The organism is Kolteria novifilia (assembly GCA_007748055.1).
GTDB classification, from domain to species: Bacteria; Planctomycetota; Planctomycetia; order Kolteriales; family Kolteriaceae; genus Kolteria; species Kolteria novifilia.
Genome location: CP036279.1, coordinates 2,826,594 through 2,844,470 on the forward strand (window position 1 = coordinate 2,826,594; position 17,877 = coordinate 2,844,470).

The 17,877-nt window shown below is 61.7% G+C and carries 15 protein-coding genes; 10 read left to right on the forward strand and 5 right to left on the reverse strand.

Annotation, left to right across the window (positions count from 1 at the left end; genetic code table 11):
* Positions 1 to 94 precede the first annotated feature (94 nt).
* Positions 95 to 763 carry a hypothetical protein gene (locus Pan216_RS10535; RefSeq protein WP_145257954.1) on the forward strand — a complete coding sequence of 223 codons (669 nt, stop codon included), beginning with the start codon at positions 95 to 97 and terminating at the stop codon, positions 761 to 763.
* Between the two features lie 117 nt (positions 764 to 880).
* On the opposite strand, the gene Pan216_RS10540 is transcribed toward Pan216_RS10535, so the two are convergent.
* Positions 881 to 2,089: a coiled-coil domain-containing protein gene (locus Pan216_RS10540; protein ID WP_145257955.1), complete on the reverse strand. Its 1,209-nt coding sequence runs from the start codon at positions 2,087 to 2,089 to the stop codon at positions 881 to 883.
* 422 nt (positions 2,090 to 2,511) lie between these two features.
* Between Pan216_RS10540 and Pan216_RS10545 the strand changes: the two genes are divergently transcribed.
* The 7 genes from Pan216_RS10545 (at position 2,512) to thiD (ending at position 10,371) form a co-directional block, all read left to right on the forward strand.
* Positions 2,512 to 3,522 (forward strand): hypothetical protein, encoded by a 1,011-nt coding sequence (locus Pan216_RS10545; RefSeq protein WP_145257956.1) that lies wholly within the window; start codon positions 2,512 to 2,514, stop codon positions 3,520 to 3,522.
* Complete coding sequence (mnmL, locus tag Pan216_RS10550) at positions 3,519 to 4,508, forward strand: tRNA modification radical SAM protein MnmL/YtqA (RefSeq protein WP_145257957.1); 990 nt, start codon at positions 3,519 to 3,521, stop codon at positions 4,506 to 4,508. The genes Pan216_RS10545 and mnmL overlap by 4 nt, the downstream gene beginning before the upstream one ends.
* Before the next feature lie 199 nt (positions 4,509 to 4,707).
* Entirely contained in the window at positions 4,708 to 5,814 is a 1,107-nt protein-coding gene (locus Pan216_RS10555; RefSeq protein WP_419193501.1) for a glycosyltransferase, read from the forward strand.
* A gap of 34 nt (positions 5,815 to 5,848) precedes the next feature.
* The gene (locus Pan216_RS10560) at positions 5,849 to 6,082 is read left to right on the forward strand and encodes a hypothetical protein (protein ID WP_145257959.1); all 234 of its coding nucleotides are present in this window, start codon (positions 5,849 to 5,851) and stop codon (positions 6,080 to 6,082) included.
* Positions 6,083 to 6,127: 45 nt separating this feature from the next.
* Complete coding sequence (locus Pan216_RS10565; protein ID WP_145257960.1) at positions 6,128 to 7,075, forward strand: bile acid:sodium symporter family protein; 948 nt, start codon at positions 6,128 to 6,130, stop codon at positions 7,073 to 7,075.
* Positions 7,076 to 7,131: 56 nt separating this feature from the next.
* Positions 7,132 to 9,582: a DEAD/DEAH box helicase gene (locus Pan216_RS10570; RefSeq protein ID WP_145257961.1), complete on the forward strand. Its 2,451-nt coding sequence runs from the start codon at positions 7,132 to 7,134 to the stop codon at positions 9,580 to 9,582.
* 3 nt (positions 9,583 to 9,585) lie between these two features.
* Complete coding sequence (thiD, locus tag Pan216_RS10575) at positions 9,586 to 10,371, forward strand: bifunctional hydroxymethylpyrimidine kinase/phosphomethylpyrimidine kinase (RefSeq protein ID WP_145257962.1); 786 nt, start codon at positions 9,586 to 9,588, stop codon at positions 10,369 to 10,371.
* Positions 10,372 to 10,568: 197 nt separating this feature from the next.
* On the opposite strand, the gene Pan216_RS10580 is transcribed toward thiD, so the two are convergent.
* From Pan216_RS10580 to Pan216_RS10590, 3 genes are all read right to left on the reverse strand, one after another.
* Complete coding sequence (locus Pan216_RS10580) at positions 10,569 to 10,967, reverse strand: transthyretin-like family protein (protein ID WP_145257963.1); 399 nt, start codon at positions 10,965 to 10,967, stop codon at positions 10,569 to 10,571.
* Between the two features lie 80 nt (positions 10,968 to 11,047).
* Positions 11,048 to 12,121: a DUF1559 family PulG-like putative transporter gene (locus Pan216_RS10585; protein ID WP_145257964.1), complete on the reverse strand. Its 1,074-nt coding sequence runs from the start codon at positions 12,119 to 12,121 to the stop codon at positions 11,048 to 11,050.
* A 449-nt stretch (positions 12,122 to 12,570) separates the two neighbouring features.
* Positions 12,571 to 13,569, reverse strand: a complete 999-nt coding sequence (locus tag Pan216_RS10590; protein WP_145257965.1) for a hypothetical protein — start codon at positions 13,567 to 13,569, stop codon at positions 12,571 to 12,573.
* Between the two features lie 527 nt (positions 13,570 to 14,096).
* Between Pan216_RS10590 and Pan216_RS10595 the strand changes: the two genes are divergently transcribed.
* Positions 14,097 to 16,298, forward strand: a complete 2,202-nt coding sequence (locus Pan216_RS10595; RefSeq protein WP_419193502.1) for a hypothetical protein — start codon at positions 14,097 to 14,099, stop codon at positions 16,296 to 16,298.
* A 60-nt stretch (positions 16,299 to 16,358) separates the two neighbouring features.
* Here Pan216_RS10595 and surE read toward each other — a convergent pair whose 3' ends face one another.
* A complete protein-coding gene (gene surE / locus Pan216_RS10600; RefSeq protein ID WP_145257967.1) occupies positions 16,359 to 17,057 on the reverse strand; it encodes a 5'/3'-nucleotidase SurE in 699 nt (232 codons plus the stop codon).
* A gap of 74 nt (positions 17,058 to 17,131) precedes the next feature.
* Here surE and Pan216_RS10605 point away from each other — a divergent pair, with 74 nt between their 5' ends.
* Positions 17,132 to 17,515: a hypothetical protein gene (locus tag Pan216_RS10605; RefSeq protein ID WP_145257968.1), complete on the forward strand. Its 384-nt coding sequence runs from the start codon at positions 17,132 to 17,134 to the stop codon at positions 17,513 to 17,515.
* Positions 17,516 to 17,877 lie beyond the last annotated feature (362 nt).

The window sequence follows — 17,877 nt, forward strand, 5'->3', positions numbered from 1 at the left end:
CGGGGGATTGACGCGCCGGTTAGCCCGTGACCGATCGGGGTCGGTTATCGAGGCGGCATTCCGGACGTCAATGATTGCGCGAGGATGACCGATCATGCACGTTCTACCGCGTCGAAATTGGATGCTGGCTGGACTCCTCCTGGCGACCGCCCTTGGTTCCAGCGGCTGTCTCGTCAACATGATGGCGCTGCCCTTTTACCTCATCGGTGCCGAGTCGAAAGCCCCGCCGGCGATCGAGTTGGTCGACGGGCGTCGCGATGAGAAACGCGTGCTCGTGCTCAGCTACGCCAACAGCGGGCTACGTTTCGGTCACGACGCGATTGATGAGGAGATCGCCCAACTCCTTGGCTTCAACATCGCCTCGAACGAAAAACGTTTCACGGTCGTTCCCGAGCGTGAGGTTCGTCACTGGCGTGACATGAACTCCCACTGGGGCGAGATGAGCTTGCAGGAAATCGGCGAGGAATTCGACGTCGACTACGTCATCTTCACCGAGGTGCAGGAGTTCTCGCTCAACGAGACGAAGAATCAATACCTGCTGCAGGGCAAGTCGCGAGTCATCTTCCGCGTTCACGACGTGAACAAGGACATGGTGGTCTTCAACGACATGTACATGTGCAGCTATCCACCCAACCGGTCGGTGCCGTTGACGGAGGTGATCAGCGAGGACCATTTCCGACGTCGCTTCCTGCGGAAGATCGCACGCGATCTCTCTTGGTACGTCGTTCCACACCGCTACGTCGATGAAGTGAGCGACCTGTAGGCCTGCGAGCCTCGGCAGCAGAACAACTCGTCGACCATCGTCGGATGGAGCGTCTTCGGACGTCTCCATCCGTTTCCATTGGGTGGGGAGGTTTGGTCGCGAGAACGAACGACCGATTCAGCCGAGTCGTTTGATGAGGCGGCGAATCTTGCTGGCGAGGGAGTTCTCGTCGACTTCCTCGGTATCGCCCTGGGTGCGGATTTCCTCTTGGAGTTGCTTCACGCCCGCCATCTGATTGCGAATCTGGGCCTCTCGCTCGGCATGGGCGAGTTCGGTCTTCAGCTCGAGCCGAATGCGTTCGATCGAAGCCTTTTCGCGATGGATCTCGGCTCGTTCCGTCGAGAGCTGAAGTTCGCTTGCCCGCAACCTCTCTTGAAGTTCCTGCTCTTGCTCCTGCAGTGACTCCTGGGCTCCTTCGAGTTGCTCCCGAAATTCGTTGAGTTCGCGTTCGTACTCGGCGAGGTCGGTCGGAAGCTGCGGTTGGTTGGCGAGTTCCGTGCGGTACTGTTCCACCGCTTGGCGGAGTTGCTCGTTCTCGTCTCGCAGCGTGCCGAGGTCTTCCGACTCGTTTCGCATACTCAGCAGTTCGTCCTTTTCGTGGAGCTGACGCTGGAGTTCGTCGCCACGCCGCGAACTCTCACTCAACTGGGCCGCCGCGTCGCGAACGAAGTCCTTGAGGCGAGTTTTTTCCCGTTCGACTTCCGCCTTGAGGGCGGAAATTCGCGCTTCGTACTCGGCCCGTTGGGTTTCGACCTGCTGCGTCAGCAAACCGACACGTTGCACGGCCTCGTCGGTCCGCATCTCCTCGGCATTGGAACCGGAGCGGACTTGCTCGAGCTGAGACTCGTAGTCCTGACGCAGCGTTTCGAGCTTGTTGGAGAACTCTTGCCGTTCGGCTTCGATCTGCTCTTGCAGTTGCCGCATACCCTCGGAGTTGGCTTCCGCATCGCCCGACGCGCTCGGTTCTCTCGCTTGGGCCTTGAGATCGTCGATTTCCCGCTTGTACTGCCCGCGAAGCAGATCGAGTTCCTCGTGAAGCTGCGATCGTTCGCTGGTGAATTCCTCCTGCAAGGCGGCGATGCGCGCCTCGTGCTCGGCATCCTTCGTCGCGAGCTGCTCCTGGAGCTGAACGAGCTGATTCGCGAGATCCTCCGAGGCCGTCGCTTCTGGGGCTTGCTGCGACGACTGGTTTTCGCTGAGGGAGCCTAGCAGATCGACCAGGTCGCCGCTCGCGAGATCGCAACGGCCGGCCGCGTCTCGGAGCTGGTCGCGGAGTCCCTCGAGGGTCCGTGCTAGCCGTTCCGCCGAATTCTCTGCTTCGGACATCTGATCCTCACCCAAGGCTGTTGTCGTCGAGGAAGTCGCGTCGCGAGCGACGGGCGACGGCTGCTCCCCCCCCGTTTTGATCATACATCACCCCCATCGCTCGGCAATCAATCGGCCAAAACCGTGGTCGGATCCCCATGCTTTCGCGCATCACCCCGACCTGATACATTAGATCGTTGGGAAACGGTCGCATCGGGTTCCCGGAGGACGAGAGCGAGTTGGGTCACCCGTCGGCATGGATTCGCTCCCGCGGCCTGATGAGTCGACTCGTCGTCCATCGCTCGAACGAGTCATTCTCTTCCGTCTTCGCCAGGTGCCATGCCCTGTCTGGCGTGGGCATGCCGAGTACATTTTTGATGGACGGCTGTATTGATCGGTCACGAACGTGCCCAATGTCCCCGCTTCCAATAAGGAGCACCGCGATGAAACAGGCGACGGCGATGATGGTCCTTCTGGCCGCGACGCCCCTCGCGTTCGGACAGGCCGAAGCGACGATCGAGTTGCCCACGGTTGGCGTGCAGAGCGTGCAGACCACCGTCGCGGTGCCTAGCGGCGGTGGAGCGGTGATCGGCGGCGTTGGCACGGGCGCGGGACGGCGCGTCGCGTTGCCTGGAGGCATCGCCCTCGACCGAGTGGCGCGCGGCGGCAACATCATGACCGATGCCCAGATCATCGACTTGCGGAGCATGGCCGAGGAACGCGACTTCGTTCACGCCGCGGGACTCTACAAGTCCGGTCGCATCGCCGAGGCGATCGACATCTATCGCGAACTCGCCGAGTCTTCGGTCGACCCGGCACGGCAACGGCACGCGCGAGACATCCTGGCCGCCGTCAAGACGCTGGCGATGACGAAGGCCCGAAAGGCCCTCGAGCAAGCCAAGAGCGATGATCCCGGCGCCGCGCTGCGGGCGATCGAGGAAGTGCTCGAGCAATACCGGCTGGTCATCAGCGATCCCGCGATCCATGCGGCGCACCGGCAACTCGCCGAACATCCGGCCAATGCCGAGCCGAAGCATGGGGCCGCCGCGATGAATCACTATGTCAAAGGGGAGTCGGCCGAGATGAAGGGCAAGCACGAACTCGCCCGAGTTTACTACCGACTCGCCGCGAGGAAGAAGGGAACGACGGCGTCCCTGCACGCGAGCGAGGCGCTCGCGCGGCTCGATCGCATTGAGACGCATGTGGATAAGTCGGCGGAATTCGCGAAGAAAAAAACGCCGCCGATCGCTCCTCGTCCGCTCGAAGGGCCCGATCCCCAGCGGCTGATCTCGACGGCTCGCTTGCAGCGGCAAGCCAATCCGACGAAGGCCCGGGAACTCTACCGCCAAGCTCTGCTCGCGTTGCCGGTCGATTCACCCCTTTTTGTGCCGACGATGGAAGAGGCACGACGTCACGTGGAGGAGCAGGAGGCTCGAAAGGTGGAGGGGCGATGAGTCAGTCGGTCGGTGAAGAGGTGGTCGAGGCCCCGCCGCGCGGCTGGCGCGAGGCGGGACTACGCTACTACAAGTACAACCAGTTCCTTCGCGAGCGCTTCGGGGCACGGATCTTTCGCGTCACCGTCGATGGCGGATTTACCTGTCCGAACGTCGACGGCAAAGTCGCCCTTGGCGGCTGCGTCTACTGCGACAATCGCAGTTTCAGCCCGACGCGACGTCTTCCGCGCGTGCCCTTGCACCAGCAGATCGATCGTGGCATCGCGATGCTTGAGGACCGCTATGGCCCCGATGGCTACTTCGCCTATTTTCAGGCCGCCACCAACACTTACGCCAGTCTCGACAAACTCAAACGGCTCTACGACGAGGTCGTCGCCCATCCCCGCATCCAGGGGCTGGTGATCGGCACGCGCCCCGACTGCGTGGCCGATCCGGTGCTCGATTTGATCGAGAGCTACGCGAAACGGATGTACGTCTCGCTCGAATATGGCTTGCAGACGGTTCACCAGCGTTCGCTCGATTGGATGAACCGCGGTCACGACGTCGCTTGCTACTACGACGCCGTCGAACGGACCCGCGGACGGGGAATCGACATCTGCGCCCACGTTATCCTCGGACTGCCGGGCGAATCGTTTGACGACATGATGCAGACCGCCGAGGGATTGGTGGCCTCGAATGTCGATGCGGTGAAGATCCACAATCTCCACGTTGTCGGCGATACGCCGATGGAGGAGCAGTTCCAGCGTGGGGAGATCGCGATTCTCGATCGCTCTGAGTACATGGAAGTCTTGATCGCGTTTCTGGAACGCCTTCCCGAGACGATGGTGGTGCAGCGCGTGACGGGGGATGCGCCCGACAACTACTTGGTCGCGCCGGCGTGGGTGGAGAAGAAAGCGTCGTTTCTTCAGGAACTCGATCGGGAGTTCCAGCGGCGTGACACCTGGCAGGGAAAGCTCGTTCGGCCGTCGCCGGTTCGGAAAAGCTGAGCGAGTTGGCATTTGTGCCGCCTGGATGGATGAGTAATATACCCACTTCGGCTCGCGACCGGTCCTCGGCGATCACTTGTCGCTCCGGCGACGCCGTGGATCTGGAGAAAGGTTGTCCCGCGTTAGCCATCAAGGGCGACATCGCTTTCGCGAGATGCCGACAATCATTCCAAACGTTCGAGGGGCAAGCCGACCGCCCATGAGGCGACGCAAAATCCTGCATGTGATTCCGACCCTGGATCGGAGTGGCGCCGAGAAGCAGCTCATGCTTCTGGCGACTCGGTTGCCCGCGGATCGCTATGACGTCACGGTCTGTGCGCTGACGCGAGAGGGGCCCTACGCCGAGGCCCTGCGCGACGCGGGACTGACGGTCCACTGCCTCCACAAGCGGTTCTCTTGGGATCCGTTGACGCTGTGGCGCCTCTTTCGGCTCGTCAAGTCGATCGCTCCCGACATTGTCCACACGTGGCTCTTCGCGGGCAACTGCTACGGCCGAGTCGCCGCCTGGGCCGCGGGCGTGCCGCATCTGATCGCGTCGGAACGCTGTGTCGATTCGTGGAAGGCGGGTTACCAACTCGCGATCGATCGTTGGCTAGCCCGTTTCACCGACCGCGTCGTCGCGAACACCAAGGCGGTCAGCGCCTTTTACGAGAAGGCCGGGATTCCCCGAAGCCAGCTCGTGGTGATTCCCAACGGGATCGAAGCGGAGTCGAACGGAACACCGGCGCCCGAACGGAGCGAGGTCCTGGACGATCTCGGAGTGCCGAGCGAGAAGGTGACGATCGGTTTCATCGGTCGACTTTGGCCCCAGAAGCGGGTTCGCGATCTCATCTGGGCCGTCGATGTCCTCCGCATCAGCGGACGCGACACGCCCCTTTTCATCGTCGGTGACGGCCCACGACGCGGCGCGCTCGAGCGATTTTCACGCAACCTGGAGCTTCAACAACAGGTTCACTTTCTCGGCCATCGCGACGACGCCCAGCGTCTCTTGCACGGGATCGACATCCTCGTCATTCCGAGCCGGTTCGAGGGGATGCCGAACGTCGCTCTCGAGGCGATGCTCATTGGCAAGCCGGTCGTCGCGACCCGGATCGCGGGAGTCGATGAGCTGATCGTCCACGACCAGACCGGACTCCTGGTCGAACCGCTGCGTCCGTTCGAGCTGGCCAAGGCGATCAATCGCCTACTCGACGAACCCGAGCTGCGCGAGCGTTTGGGGGCCGAGGGGAAGGACCGCGTCGAACGTCTCTTCAGCGTTGACCGCATGGTTCAAGCGTACGAGCAACTCTACGAGGAGTTGAACTGAGCGAGGGAAGAGTCGGTCGTCGGAGGGAGTGGCCATGCCGCGGCATTGCGTTCGCGCCACGAGCGGGGACGGAAGCGAGACCCGGTTTGTCATCATCGTGGAACCGGAAGGGGACCACTTCGTCGCTCGCTGTGAAGCTCCCGCTGAGGAGTCGCAGGCCGCGATGCCACGCTTTTACGGCGAGACTCCCGAGAACGCTCTACGCCGAATGGCTCAGACGCTCGAGAATAGTTACGACGATATCGAACCGATTGCCGATAAAGGCTGAGATCTCGATCGACGTTGTTGTTGCTGAGGACGCGGCCGTGAACCCATGTTTTTAGACTATCCACGCTACGAATACATGCTGGCGTCGAGCCAAGTCGCGTTGGTCATGCTCGCGATGGGGGCGACGCTTTCGCTCGATGACTTCATCGGCATTTTCCGCCGACCCCGCAGTTTTCTGGCGGGCGGAGTCCTCCAACTCGTTGGCGTGCCGCTGTTGGCGCTGGTTTTCATTCGGCTCTTTCGGCTCGAGCCCGGCGTCGCGGTCGGATTGATCGTCGTCGCGGCGATGCCGGGGGGCTCGATGTCGAACTTGTTCACGTTCCTCGCGAAGGGAAACGTGGCCCTTTCGATCGCGCTGACCGCGTGCGCCACGCTCGGGTCGCTCGTCTCGATTCCGTTGATCTTGGCCCTTTTCGCCTCCGAGCACATGCCCGCGGGGTTTGCTCTTCCCATCGATCGGGTGGTGGGCGAAGTCTTTCTCTTTCTCCTTTTGCCCCTGGTGGCGGGGTACGGCTTCGCCCAAGTCGCCCGGCCCTATCGCGGCAAGCTGTCGCGCTGGGCGATGCGTTTCGCGCTCGTGCTCCTGGCGGCGATGGTCGTCGGCTCGCTCGGCAGCGGGCGAATCGACCCCCACGCGTACGGCTGGCGGGTCCCCACCGCGATCATCCTCTTTTGTGTCGTCGCCCAGCAATTGAGCATGATTCCCTTCCGGTTTCTCGGTTGGCCGTCGCCCGATCGTATCGCGGTCGGCATGGAAGTGACGGTGCGAAACGTCAACTTGGCCCTCCTGGTCAAGGCCTCTCTCTTTCCCGCGGCGGCGATTCTCACGTCGGGGGCCGAAGGTGTCTCGTCGACAGCGATCGCCGATGGCGTCCTCTTCGTGGTGCTCTATTATGGAGCGGTATCGCTAGTCGCTTCGGTCCCGGTCATGGTGATCCATCGACGCATGCTCCGTCGGCGGATGTTTGCAACACAGGTTGACCCGGTGGCATAAACAACCGAGAACGAAGATCGGCACTACGAGCCGCACCTTGCCGATCCGAGGACTGAATGGACGCCACCGTACCGAGTCGCGACGAACTGGGAGACCGCTATCTTTCGAGCCTGCAAGTGGAGCCCTATCCGGTTCAGGAAGAGGCGCTGCTGGCTTGGATGACCGCGGAGCAGGGGGTGCTCGTCTGCGCCCCGACCGGAACGGGCAAGACGATGATTGCCCACGCGGCCCTCTACGAGGCGCTGCATCGCGACGAGATCGCCTACTACACCACGCCGCTGATCGCGCTGACCGATCAAAAATTCCACGAACTCCAGCAGTGCGCCGTCTCTTGGGGTTTCTCCGAGACTGATGTCGGTCTCGTCACCGGGAATCGACGAGTCAATCCCGACGCCCGCGTCCTGGTCGTTGTCGCGGAGATCCTGCTCAATCGACTGCTCAACGCGGAGAATTTCGACTTCGAGCGCGTCTCGGCGGTCGTGATGGACGAGTTCCATAACTTCGCCGACGCCGAACGCGGCATTGTTTGGGAACTCTCGCTCGCGCTGCTGCCGCCTCATGTTCGCTTGATGCTTCTCTCCGCGACCGTCGGTAATTCGCGCGAGTTCGTCAACTGGCTCGAACGCTGCCACAACAGAAAGCTCGAACTGGTGGAGGGAACCGAACGACGCGTTCCCTTGGCCCACCAGTGGATTCCCGATCGTTTGCTGGGCGAACACATGGTCGACATGGCGGGCGGGGAAGGGGATTCGCGGCGCACACCCGCGCTCGTCTTTTGCTTCAATCGCGAGGAGTGTTGGTCCGTCGCCGAGCACCTCAAGGGGCTCGACTTGACCACTGGTCCGCAACGCCAACGCATCAAGGAGGAAATGGAGAGGTTCGACTTCACTCAAGGGGCCGGGCCGAAGATCCGCCAGATCCTGGGACGCGGCGTCGGCGTCCACCATGCGGGGATGTTGCCCCGTTTCCGGCGGCTGGTCGAACGGCTCTACGAACAGAAACTCCTCTCGGTCTGTGTTTGCACCGAGACGCTGGCGGCGGGCATCAATCTCCCGGCTCGTTCGGTGGTATTGACCAATTTGCTCAAGGGGCCGAAGGGAAAGAAGAAGCTGATCGACGCGAGCACCGCGCATCAGATCTTCGGGCGCGCCGGACGACCACAGTACGACGATCGCGGCTACGTTTACGCGTTGGCCCACGAGGACGACGTCAAGATCCTTCGGTGGCAGGAGAAGTACGACTCGATCCCCGAGAACACCAAGGATCCCGGACTCCTCAAAGCGAAGAAGGCCCTCAAGAAGAAGAAGCCAACGCGTCGCGACACCCAGCAATACTGGAACGAGGCCCAGTTCGACAAGCTGATCGCCGCTCCTCCCGGCAAACTCTACAGCAAGGGTCCGTTGCCCTGGCGCCTGCTGGCGTACCTCCTGCGGAAGTCGCCCGAGGTCGAACGCGTGCGCGGCGTCATCCGCAAGCGACTGCTCGACCAACCCCGAATCGAGGCCGCGGAGAAGGACCTCGATCGCATGCTCCTCTCGCTCTGGGCGGGGGGCTTCGTGACCCTCACGCCGGAACCTCCCAAGCAGGAGGAGGTGGTCGAGAAGGAGGAGAAGAAAAAGCCGGAAGCGCCAACCGGTTCGGGCATGTTCGACGGGATTCTGACCAACGTCACCAAGGAGAAACCGAAGGACGAGAAGGTCGAGGCTAAACCGCGCTACTCGCCCGAACTCGCGACGCCGACACCGAAACTCGGCAGCCTCCTTCAATTTCGCGGCATCCATCCGATTTACGGAGCCTTTCTCCTCGAGCATCTCGGCATCGCCGACCGTGACGAAAGGATTCAAGCGTTCGAGAGTGTCTTGGGGTTGCCGCGAGCCCTTTGGCGGTCGGTGCGGGTGCCGCTGAAGGAGGAAGTCCCGCCTGGTCCGCTTCAGACGACGCGGCTCGACACGGAGTTGATCAAACGCGGGCTCATGCTCGCGAAGGTTCCCGACGAGGAGAAAGAGAACGACAACGGCTATGACGACGAGGAGGAGTTCGAACCGCCGCTCGCCGAGAAGCTCCGTCTCCTCTTCGACGCGACCTATCCCGATGTGAAGGACGTACAGACCAGCCCGGTCTGGTCCGTCGGAGAACTCCTGCGATTCAATGGCGACTTCAACAAGTACATCCGCGCTCACAACCTCGTGAAGCAAGAGGGGATCATCTTCCGTCATCTGCTACGGATGATTCTCCTGTGCGGCGAGTTCGTCAACGTTTGCCCGAGTGAGACAACGCCGGAGGAGTGGCGCGCCGAGATGATCGACATCTCCCAGAAGCTGATTGAGTCGTGCCGGAGCGTCGATCCCGACAGCACCGAGAAGGCGATCGAGCAGGCTCATGCCGCCGATGTGGTGGAAGGCGAAGAGCATCGCGTCCCGACGAACTCCGAGGGAGGGACATCGGATGCGGACGACGAACGCCGTTGGGAGGAGACGTTCGAGAATCTCTATGGCGGAGAGAAGTAGCCGATGTGCGTGGCGTTGACGATCGCGGGATCGGAACCCTCGGGCGGCGCGGGTCTCCAAGCCGACCTGAAGACGTTCACACGCTTCGGCGTCTACGGGATGAATGTCGTGACGCTCCTGACGGTCGGCAACACCCGTGGTATCACGCGGGTCGCGATGATGGACGTCGACCTGGTACGGCAGCAACTCGAGTCGGTCTTGGCCGACATCCCCGTCGATGCCGCGAAGACGGGAGCTCTCGGGAGCCTCGCGATGATTGACCTCGTTGCCGAGTTCGCCCCGAATTTCTCGTTTCCCCTCGTCGTCGATCCGGTCATGGTTAGCAAACAGGGCAATCCGTTGATCGATGCCGATGCGGTGGAGATCCTCAAGAGGCGGCTCCTGCCTCACGCCTTCGTCACGACGCCGAACATTCCCGAGGCCGAGGCTCTCAGCGGAATCGAGATCGGCGGTGTGGAGGCTCTTGAGGAAGCGGCTCGCGCCATCGCCGCGTTGGGCCCCAGGCATGTGATCGTGAAAGGGGGACGGCTCGCCGACCGAGCGGTCGACGTCCTTTGGTCAGACGGCGAAGTCCTCCGCTTCGACGGCCCACATCTCGACAATCCCAATACGCACGGCACGGGCTGTGTTTTCTCCTCCGCTCTAACATCGCTCCTAGCCCGCGGGGTCGATCTCTCAGAAGCCGTCGGTCAAGCGAAGAGGTTCGTCGCCGAGGCGATCCGCACCAGTCCCGGTCTCGGCCGCGGCTGTGGCCCGGTCAACTTCGACGTGCCGATCGCGGAAGCTTAGCAGTCCTTGATTGGTCAATTCATTGCCCAAGAGTCTCTTGGGTGCCCTGCCCACGCTCGCCGGGGGCATACGGGAAACGCCTGTCATTTGGCAATTTCCCGCACGATCCGAGGGCCGAGATTTCATGGAACGAACTTGCCCATCGGGACACTAATAGCCCGTTGATCTATTCGCTGCCGGCTGCGACTAGCAGGCCGCTAGCCACTGGTTAGTTGGACGTCGATGACGTTGTTGCCGGGTTGGACTTCCTTTTCCACAAAGCCCTCGGCGTTGTACTTGGCGGGAATGGTTTCGTTGACGATCTTGCCACTCGGAGTCTCGACGCCTGTCGTTACGCGGACCTCGTGAATGCCGACGATCGCCCCGGCCTTCGACGCGGAGTAGATCAGGACATACTCGCCGGCATCGTTGGTCTTGGCTTTCGAGAACCGCCCCCCTTCTTTGGGGACGAAGACAACCTCGGCGTTTGGGACCGGCTCGCCGTCGAGCGTGACGACGCCACGCACCACCCCGAAGTTTCCGTCGCCGCCACCGCAGCCCACCAGCAGAACGCAGAGTCCGACGGGGAGGCTGAAGTATCGCCACGTACGAATCACGGTTCGAGTTCCTTCTTGTACTTGGTCAGTTCTTCGACTTCGGGCGTGCCGAACCGCTTGTTCGCGGCCCGAGTATTCACTTACAACTCGTTGACGAGAAGGGAACCATCGTTGATGCCGATGAGAGCTTCGTAGGTGCTGTCGACGGCATTGTTCGACGGGTCGTGGTCGATGTTCTCGCTGATGAAGCGAACCGAACCGTCGGCGAAGACGAAGTGGACACCGCCGGCGTGGAGACTCGAGACGCCGATGCGGCATTCATCCTCGTTGGCTGGGTTGATGCCTCGTTTGCCCGCGAAGAGGGTATCGAGCAACCCGTGATCGCCGCGGAGGGTGTAGTGCTGGATGTCGGCCACGCCGTAGACGACGCCCGCCGCGCAGTTGAGCGATCCCCCTGTCGCCCGGTTGGGCAGGAGGGAGGCTCGTTCGCCGATGGCGACCGTCTTGCTGAGTCCGTCGGTGATCTCTCGGGCTCGGCGACATCCGCCGAGGTGAGCGTGGCTCGCGGGCGTCACGCCGGGAGAAAGAAACATGCCGTTGCCGCGAGTGAGTCCCCCCACGGTGTCGGGGTCTCCATCTCCCCACGAGGAGGTGCTGCTACTCGATGCGCCGACGTAATTCGACAGGGATACCGGGATCACGTTCGTGCCACCTCCATAGGCTCGGACGGGGGGGCCGCCGGGAACGGGAATCTTGCGAAAGTTGGTCAGGCCGTTGTTCGGATCCGAGGGGCATCGAAAGACCGAGAGAGGATGCTGCATCTTCGCGAGCGTATCGGGATCGGCGAGGGCATTCTTAAACGAGCGCTTGTCGTAGTTAAGTTGTTCCGCGAGGGAGACTTGATCGAGGTAGGGAAGCAGAAACGCTCCCCAACCCCAGTTCGCCGTCGAGTCGAGCATGTCGTTGTTGATGCCGTCGCGTCGGACCACCCCGGGAGGAAAACATTGGTGAGCGTCGTGGTAGTTGGCCATCGCGACACCGAACTGCCTCATGTTCCCCTGGCACTGAGCCCGGCGGGCCGCTTCGCGAGCTTGTTGGACGGCGGGAAGCAGGAGAGCGACCAGGACACCGATGATCGCGATGACGACCAACAACTCCACAAGCGTGAATCCGGAGCGGCTTCCTCGCCGCGGTCTCTGATAGACGGTACGCATCGACGTTTCCCTCTTCCGAGCCTAACAACCCGTTGATCTATTCGCTGCCGGCCGCGAACGGCTCTTTTGACCAATCTCGGCGTTGAAAAACCTCGACGAATCTACGGATTCGCCTGCGTTTTTCCTCCTTGATATTGGCCAATATTGCTCGTTCTCGCCTTGGCCCGTTTAAATCAACGGAGTGCCAAGCCTCGTCTAGTGTAAGAGTGTTCGGATGGCCCCAAGGCTCTCTAGGATGCCTCAGCGGACCAAACTTCTCAAGAGTGGAGTTAGTGGTTCTACAATTACTGGAACCGAAGAGGAAAGGCGAGACTCGGCGAAGGCGCGAGGGAGTAAGCTTTGGCGATTGGTTACCGAAGGGGGTGAGGAGGAGGCGGGCTCGGTCTTGTGGACGCGCCACGCTCACTGCGGGGTGAGCGTGGGACGAGTGAATATGAACGACGATCGACTTACCCGGCTTGTTGTTCCTGCATCATGACCATCTGCCAGGTGCTCTTTTTGCCATTGGGGTAGTCGACCGAGACCTTGCTCTCCGGCTTGGTCAAGTCGTCGAGGGTCGTGTTAAACGTGACCTTGCCATTCTCGCCGAGGGTCCAACTCACGGCCCGCGTCGACTTGTCGATCTGGCCGGAGAGCGAGCCCTTGTTCTGGGTCAGCACGTCGAAGTAGGTTCCCCGAATCGTGCCTTCCGGATCGGTCGTCAGTTGCACCATGCGGGTCGCCTCGGCTTCGCCGGCGGGGACCAGGCCATAGATGCCGATCGTCATGAAGTTCTGACTCTGATCGGCGGAGGCGGTGGTGTCGCTCTCCGTGGCGGAATCGGTCGTGCTCGCGGTGGTCGTTTGCTCTGCCGGAGCGTCGGAGACGACGGCCGACTCGCCGGTACCGTAGGAAGACTCAACGACCGTCGTGCCCCCGGCACCCGCCACGGGGACGCCGATCCAACGGCCCAACCGGTTCGGTTGAGCGGCGAGCCAAACGTCGGCGTTGGGATGGGTCACTTTCCACGCATTGGGATGTTGAGCGTACCAACTGGGCGAGAAGGGCTTGGGGCCGGTTTCGTAGGCCGAACGGAAACGCTCTTGAGCCTGGCCGGGCTGCCGATTGGCGTTCTGGGGATTGAGGCCGAGAAAGCTCTCGACATTCCCCGCGTTGGCGGCACCTCGCTCGGTCCGCATCGCGGGATTGGACTGCTGTAGGCCTTCGAAACGCTGGCCCGGGTTGGCATTGCCCGGCGTGCGGCCGCGTTCGCTCGGGGTGGAGCGTCGTTCCGGCGTCGCCCGGCGTTCGGGGCTGACGTAGTTGCTGCGATTCGTCCGTCCGGACGGACTCGAGGGGCTCGAGCGTCGTGCTCCACCGGATCGGCCTCTTGGCCCCGCCAACGTGTCGGGGGCGACGAGAGCCAAGCAGAGACAGCCGAGGGCAATCCCAAGAGATAGTCGTTTCACGCGTTTGTCTCCCGGTGCGGTTGTGAGTCGTTGTCGTTTCATCGGTGCTGAAGTCACGCTTGCAGCGTACTATCTCCATCGCGATTGCGACGAAAATAGGGACAGGTGAATGGCCAACTTGTCGAAACTTTGACCAATTTGAACAGGAATCGCTCACGTTTTGGTGAGGAAATCGTGTATTTCGGTCGCATTGAGGCCCAAATCTGCGGGCTAAGTGGTGCAGATCCGCTTCTTGGCCGAACCGGACGACGTGACCGAGTTCCCTCAAATCGCCGACGAAGCGGGTGCGAGATTCCTCGTGTCGATTGAGAGGTTTGGAACGCAATCTGCATCGGGAACGAGTGAGAACTCGCTCCGTGGGGGAGCGGGAACGATCTTCCTTCGTTGGAAACGATGAAATAGAATTTAAGTAGACGAGTCGCCGGGGCAACGGCTCGGCTCTTGGATTCGGCTCATGGTCCCGGATCCAACGACGAGATCGCGCATTGATGGTACCAGGCCGTTTTGAACTGTTTGAACTTGAACCGATGACCCACGCATTCGATCACCGCTACCGGCCGATGAACCTCTCCTCCAGTCAGCCCGACTGGACGTGGGACTCCGACGAGTCGCGAGAAGCTTGCGAACCCTACGCCCACTTGCTCGACGAACCGGACGATGCCCACCGCGTGCACGTCTTCGCCGAGCCGTCGAGCAGCGGTCGGTGGCAAGTCATCGTGACGACCCCCGACGAGGTCGGCGCGTTTTCGATCATTTCCGGGCTCCTAGCGGTCCACCGCTTCGATATCGTTCGCGGTGAAGCCTACACCGTCCGGCGCGAGGTGAGTGGATCAGAGACCATCGGGCAACGGCTGCGGAGAGGGAAATTCCGGTCGGGCCCGTTCGCCACGCCGCCCAATCGCCAGTCGAAGGAATGTCGCGTCTTCGACATCCTAGAGGTTAGCGTTCACCGGCCGATGTCCTCGACGCTTTGGGATGCGTTCCGCGATGAACTCGAGGAGCTGTTTCAGGAGAAACGCGAGCACGGTCTCTGCCGCGTCGGCGAGCTACTGATGGGTCGGCTCTTTCTCAAGCAGAAGGAGCAAATGCAGCGTCGCTTCGACCCGCTTCGCACCATCCGCATCGACGTCGACAATCAGACCTTCGAGGAACTGACCGTCGTCAACGTCTTCGGGAACGATGAGCCCGCGTTCCTCTACGAATTACTGATCGGACTGGCGCTCTTGAATTTCAACGTCGAACGGGCGTGCATCCGCACCGTCGACGCCGAGGTTCGCGACACGCTCTGGATCAACGATCCGCGCGGCCAGAAGATCGAATCGCTCGAGCAGCTCAGTCAGCTCCGTTTTGGCACCGCGTTGATCAAGCAGTTCGCCGAGGCGCTTCCTCGTTCGCCTGATCCGGCGTTGGCGCTCCGGCAATTCGTCGAGTTGACTGGGGATCTCTTCTCGCGTGCCGACTGGCGTAGCGATCTGCACACGCTTCATTCCGATCGCGTATTGGCGACGCTCGCCGACGTGCTGGGGATGAGCCGTTTTCTGTGGCAGGACTTCCTGCGGATGCAACACGAGCGGCTCTTTCCGCTCATTCGCGACACGTCAGCACTCGATCACGCGAAGTCGATTCCCCGACTCCGCGCCGAAGTCAGTTCGCAGCTTCGCGGCAGCGACGATCCCGCGTGGAAGATCGAGGAGTTCAACAAGTTCAAGGATCGCGAGATCTTTCGGATCGATCTGCGGCACATCACCGATCGCATCAAGTTCAAGCGGTTCGCCAATGAGTTGTCGGATCTCGCGGAAGTGGCGGTTACCAAGGCGTGCGAACTGGCGCTGATCCCGCTGAAGAAACGCTACGGCGTTCCGATGCTCCGGGGCAATCGGCCCTGTCCATGGACGGTGTGCGCCCTCGGCAAACTCGGTGGTCGCGAGATGGGGTTCGCGTCGGACATCGAACTGCTCTTCGTCTTCGAGGATCACGGCATGACCAGCGGGCCGGAATCGATCAGCAATACCGAGTTCTTCGAGCGGCTCACCAACGAGTTTCTTCGCATCTTCCGCACCGCGCGCGACGGTATCTTCGAGATCGACCTCCGGCTACGTCCTTTCGGCCGGGGCGGTCATCAGGCCTGTACGCTCAAGATTTTCCGCGAGTACTTCAGCTCCTCGGGGCCGAGCGAACAGTTTGAACGGCTCGCGCTCGTCAAGCTGCGCGCGATCACCGGCGAGGGCTCGATTCGCCGCGATGTCGAGCAGGCACGCGACGAATTCGTCTACGGCGCCGAACCGATCGACTACGACAACATCCGCCAGCTCCGCTACATGCAGATGCGGCAACTCGTGCCCGACGGCATGTACTCGGCCAAGCACAGTCCCGGAAGTTTGGTCGATGTCGAGTACTACGTTCAGTCGCAACAGATCGAAGTGGGGCGACGCGACCACAGCGTTCGCCTGCCGAGCACCAGGCTCGGGATTCGCAGTCTGGCCGCCGTCGGATGGTTTGACGAGCGTTTCGCCACCAAGCTACTTTCGACCTACGGCTTTCTTCGTCGGGTGATCGACGCCCTTCGAGTCGTTCGCGGACACGCCAAGGACTTGACGGTCCCCCCGAACGGAACGCGTGAGTTTTGCTACCTGGCGCGGCGAATGAAGCTTGAAACGACGGGTGACCTCGACGACGCCATCAAGCGGCACAGCGACTTCGCCTCGAGCGTTTGGTCCTCGTTGCGATAGCTCACGGGCTGGTGCTTTCGCCATCCGTAGATTCGGCCGGCAGCGAGTAGATCAACGGACTTAAGCGTCGTCGGCGAACGCCCGGACCTTCGTGACAGTGATTCGACCACCGAAACAGACCTCAACGTCGCTCCCTTCGGTCCGCTCCCGGTTCGCATATCGATCCTGGTAGTGGAAGACGTGGTGCCCCTTGTCGTAGTTGAGCGGCAGCGGGCTCTTCTCCAATGGACAGTCGACCATGGGGGGGATGGCGTCGGTCTCTTCGAGATGTGGGAAATTGACGCTCCAGAAAGTGCCGTCGTTGGACCCGCGTTTGAGGAGAGCCTCGAGGACGTGCCGGGTCCAGGTGACGACGACTTCCCAGTCGACCACGAGCCCGCGGCGCATGAACTGCGAAAAGGCGATCGAGGGGATCCCGAACAGGCACGCTTCTCGCGCGGCCGCCATCGTCCCCGAGTAGAAGGCGTCCGCCCCCATGTTCCCTCCGGCGTTGACGCCCGAAAGGACCAGCGACACATCGGGAGCGAATTCGAACAGACCCAGACGCACGCAATCGGCTGGCGTTCCGTCGATGCCGTAGCTGGTCGGGGTCCGCTGCCCGATCGCGATCGGACGATCCATGGTGATACGATGACTGCATCCCGAGAGGGTGTCGCGGGGGGCGACCACGATTCGTTTGCCGAGCCCCTCGGCCGCTCGATATAGGGCCGCGATGCCCGGCGCTTCGATGCCATCGTCGTTGGTGATAAGAATGCTCACAACGGTCTCTCGCTAGCAGGATCATTTGGTTTCGAATCTGCATCGTAGGGAAACGAATTGGAGGCAGCCGGTTCATGGGGATCGAACGGAGAGTAGAGTTCGAACAGGGGGCGTTTCCCCCTTGGTCCTCGTTGTGCGAGCTCATGGCCGCGGAGGGCGAAGAGTTGCAGTTGAGGATGGTCGACAACGAGCTGACCTTTCCCGACGAGACTCCTCCGGAAACTTGGCACGAGATTCGGGTCGGTACCTCTTCGGGCATGATCACGATTCGGCGGCAAGATGACGCGGTGTCGCTGCTCGCCTTCGGCAACGCCGACCAGGAGATGCAGCGGGCGTGGAATCGTCTGACTTGGGGAGTGGCCAAGGCTGGCGACGGCCTCATTGTCGACGAGACTGGGGCGGTCGACGCCGACGCGTTCGCGGAACGGGAGTCGCTGGGGATCAAGCCGCCAGCTTAGCTTCTCCCGATTGGAAAGCTGCTACGCAATGTCGTCGGGTGCCTTGCCCACGCTTGCGTGGGCATGCGGGGAGTGTTCGCTCCTCCGATCAGTCATTCGCATGGAGGTACCGTAGGTCAGGCATTCCTCCCCTCTCCCACGAGGAGAGGGGAACAAGAGTCTCCCCTCTCCCACGGGGAGAGTTCGGCGAGGGGAACGAGTCGGTTGAGGGGATGGAACGCGCGGAACTGCTGGGTGATTGGCAATAGGAAAGCCCCCTCACCCCTAACCCCTCTCCCACGGGGAGAGGGGAACAAGAGGCTCATCTCTCCCACGGGGAGAGGGGAACAAGAGGCTCATCTCTCCCACGGGGAGAGGGGAAC

What these genes read in the sequence shown, in the direction of transcription:
- Pan216_RS10535 (WP_145257954.1), top strand. Translation starts at nt 95, where the DNA reads ATGCACGTTCTACCGCGTCGAAATTGGATGCTGGCTGGACTCCTCCTG.
- Pan216_RS10540 (WP_145257955.1), bottom strand. Translation starts at nt 2,089, where the DNA reads ATGTCCGAAGCAGAGAATTCGGCGGAACGGCTAGCACGGACCCTCGAG.
- Pan216_RS10545 (WP_145257956.1), top strand. Translation starts at nt 2,512, where the DNA reads ATGAAACAGGCGACGGCGATGATGGTCCTTCTGGCCGCGACGCCCCTC.
- mnmL (WP_145257957.1), top strand. Translation starts at nt 3,519, where the DNA reads ATGAGTCAGTCGGTCGGTGAAGAGGTGGTCGAGGCCCCGCCGCGCGGC.
- Pan216_RS10555 (WP_419193501.1), top strand. Translation starts at nt 4,708, where the DNA reads ATGAGGCGACGCAAAATCCTGCATGTGATTCCGACCCTGGATCGGAGT.
- Pan216_RS10560 (WP_145257959.1), top strand. Translation starts at nt 5,849, where the DNA reads ATGCCGCGGCATTGCGTTCGCGCCACGAGCGGGGACGGAAGCGAGACC.
- Pan216_RS10565 (WP_145257960.1), top strand. Translation starts at nt 6,128, where the DNA reads ATGTTTTTAGACTATCCACGCTACGAATACATGCTGGCGTCGAGCCAA.
- Pan216_RS10570 (WP_145257961.1), top strand. Translation starts at nt 7,132, where the DNA reads ATGGACGCCACCGTACCGAGTCGCGACGAACTGGGAGACCGCTATCTT.
- thiD (WP_145257962.1), top strand. Translation starts at nt 9,586, where the DNA reads ATGTGCGTGGCGTTGACGATCGCGGGATCGGAACCCTCGGGCGGCGCG.
- Pan216_RS10585 (WP_145257964.1), bottom strand. Translation starts at nt 12,121, where the DNA reads ATGCGTACCGTCTATCAGAGACCGCGGCGAGGAAGCCGCTCCGGATTC.
- Pan216_RS10595 (WP_419193502.1), top strand. Translation starts at nt 14,097, where the DNA reads ATGACCCACGCATTCGATCACCGCTACCGGCCGATGAACCTCTCCTCC.
- Pan216_RS10605 (WP_145257968.1), top strand. Translation starts at nt 17,132, where the DNA reads ATGGGGATCGAACGGAGAGTAGAGTTCGAACAGGGGGCGTTTCCCCCT.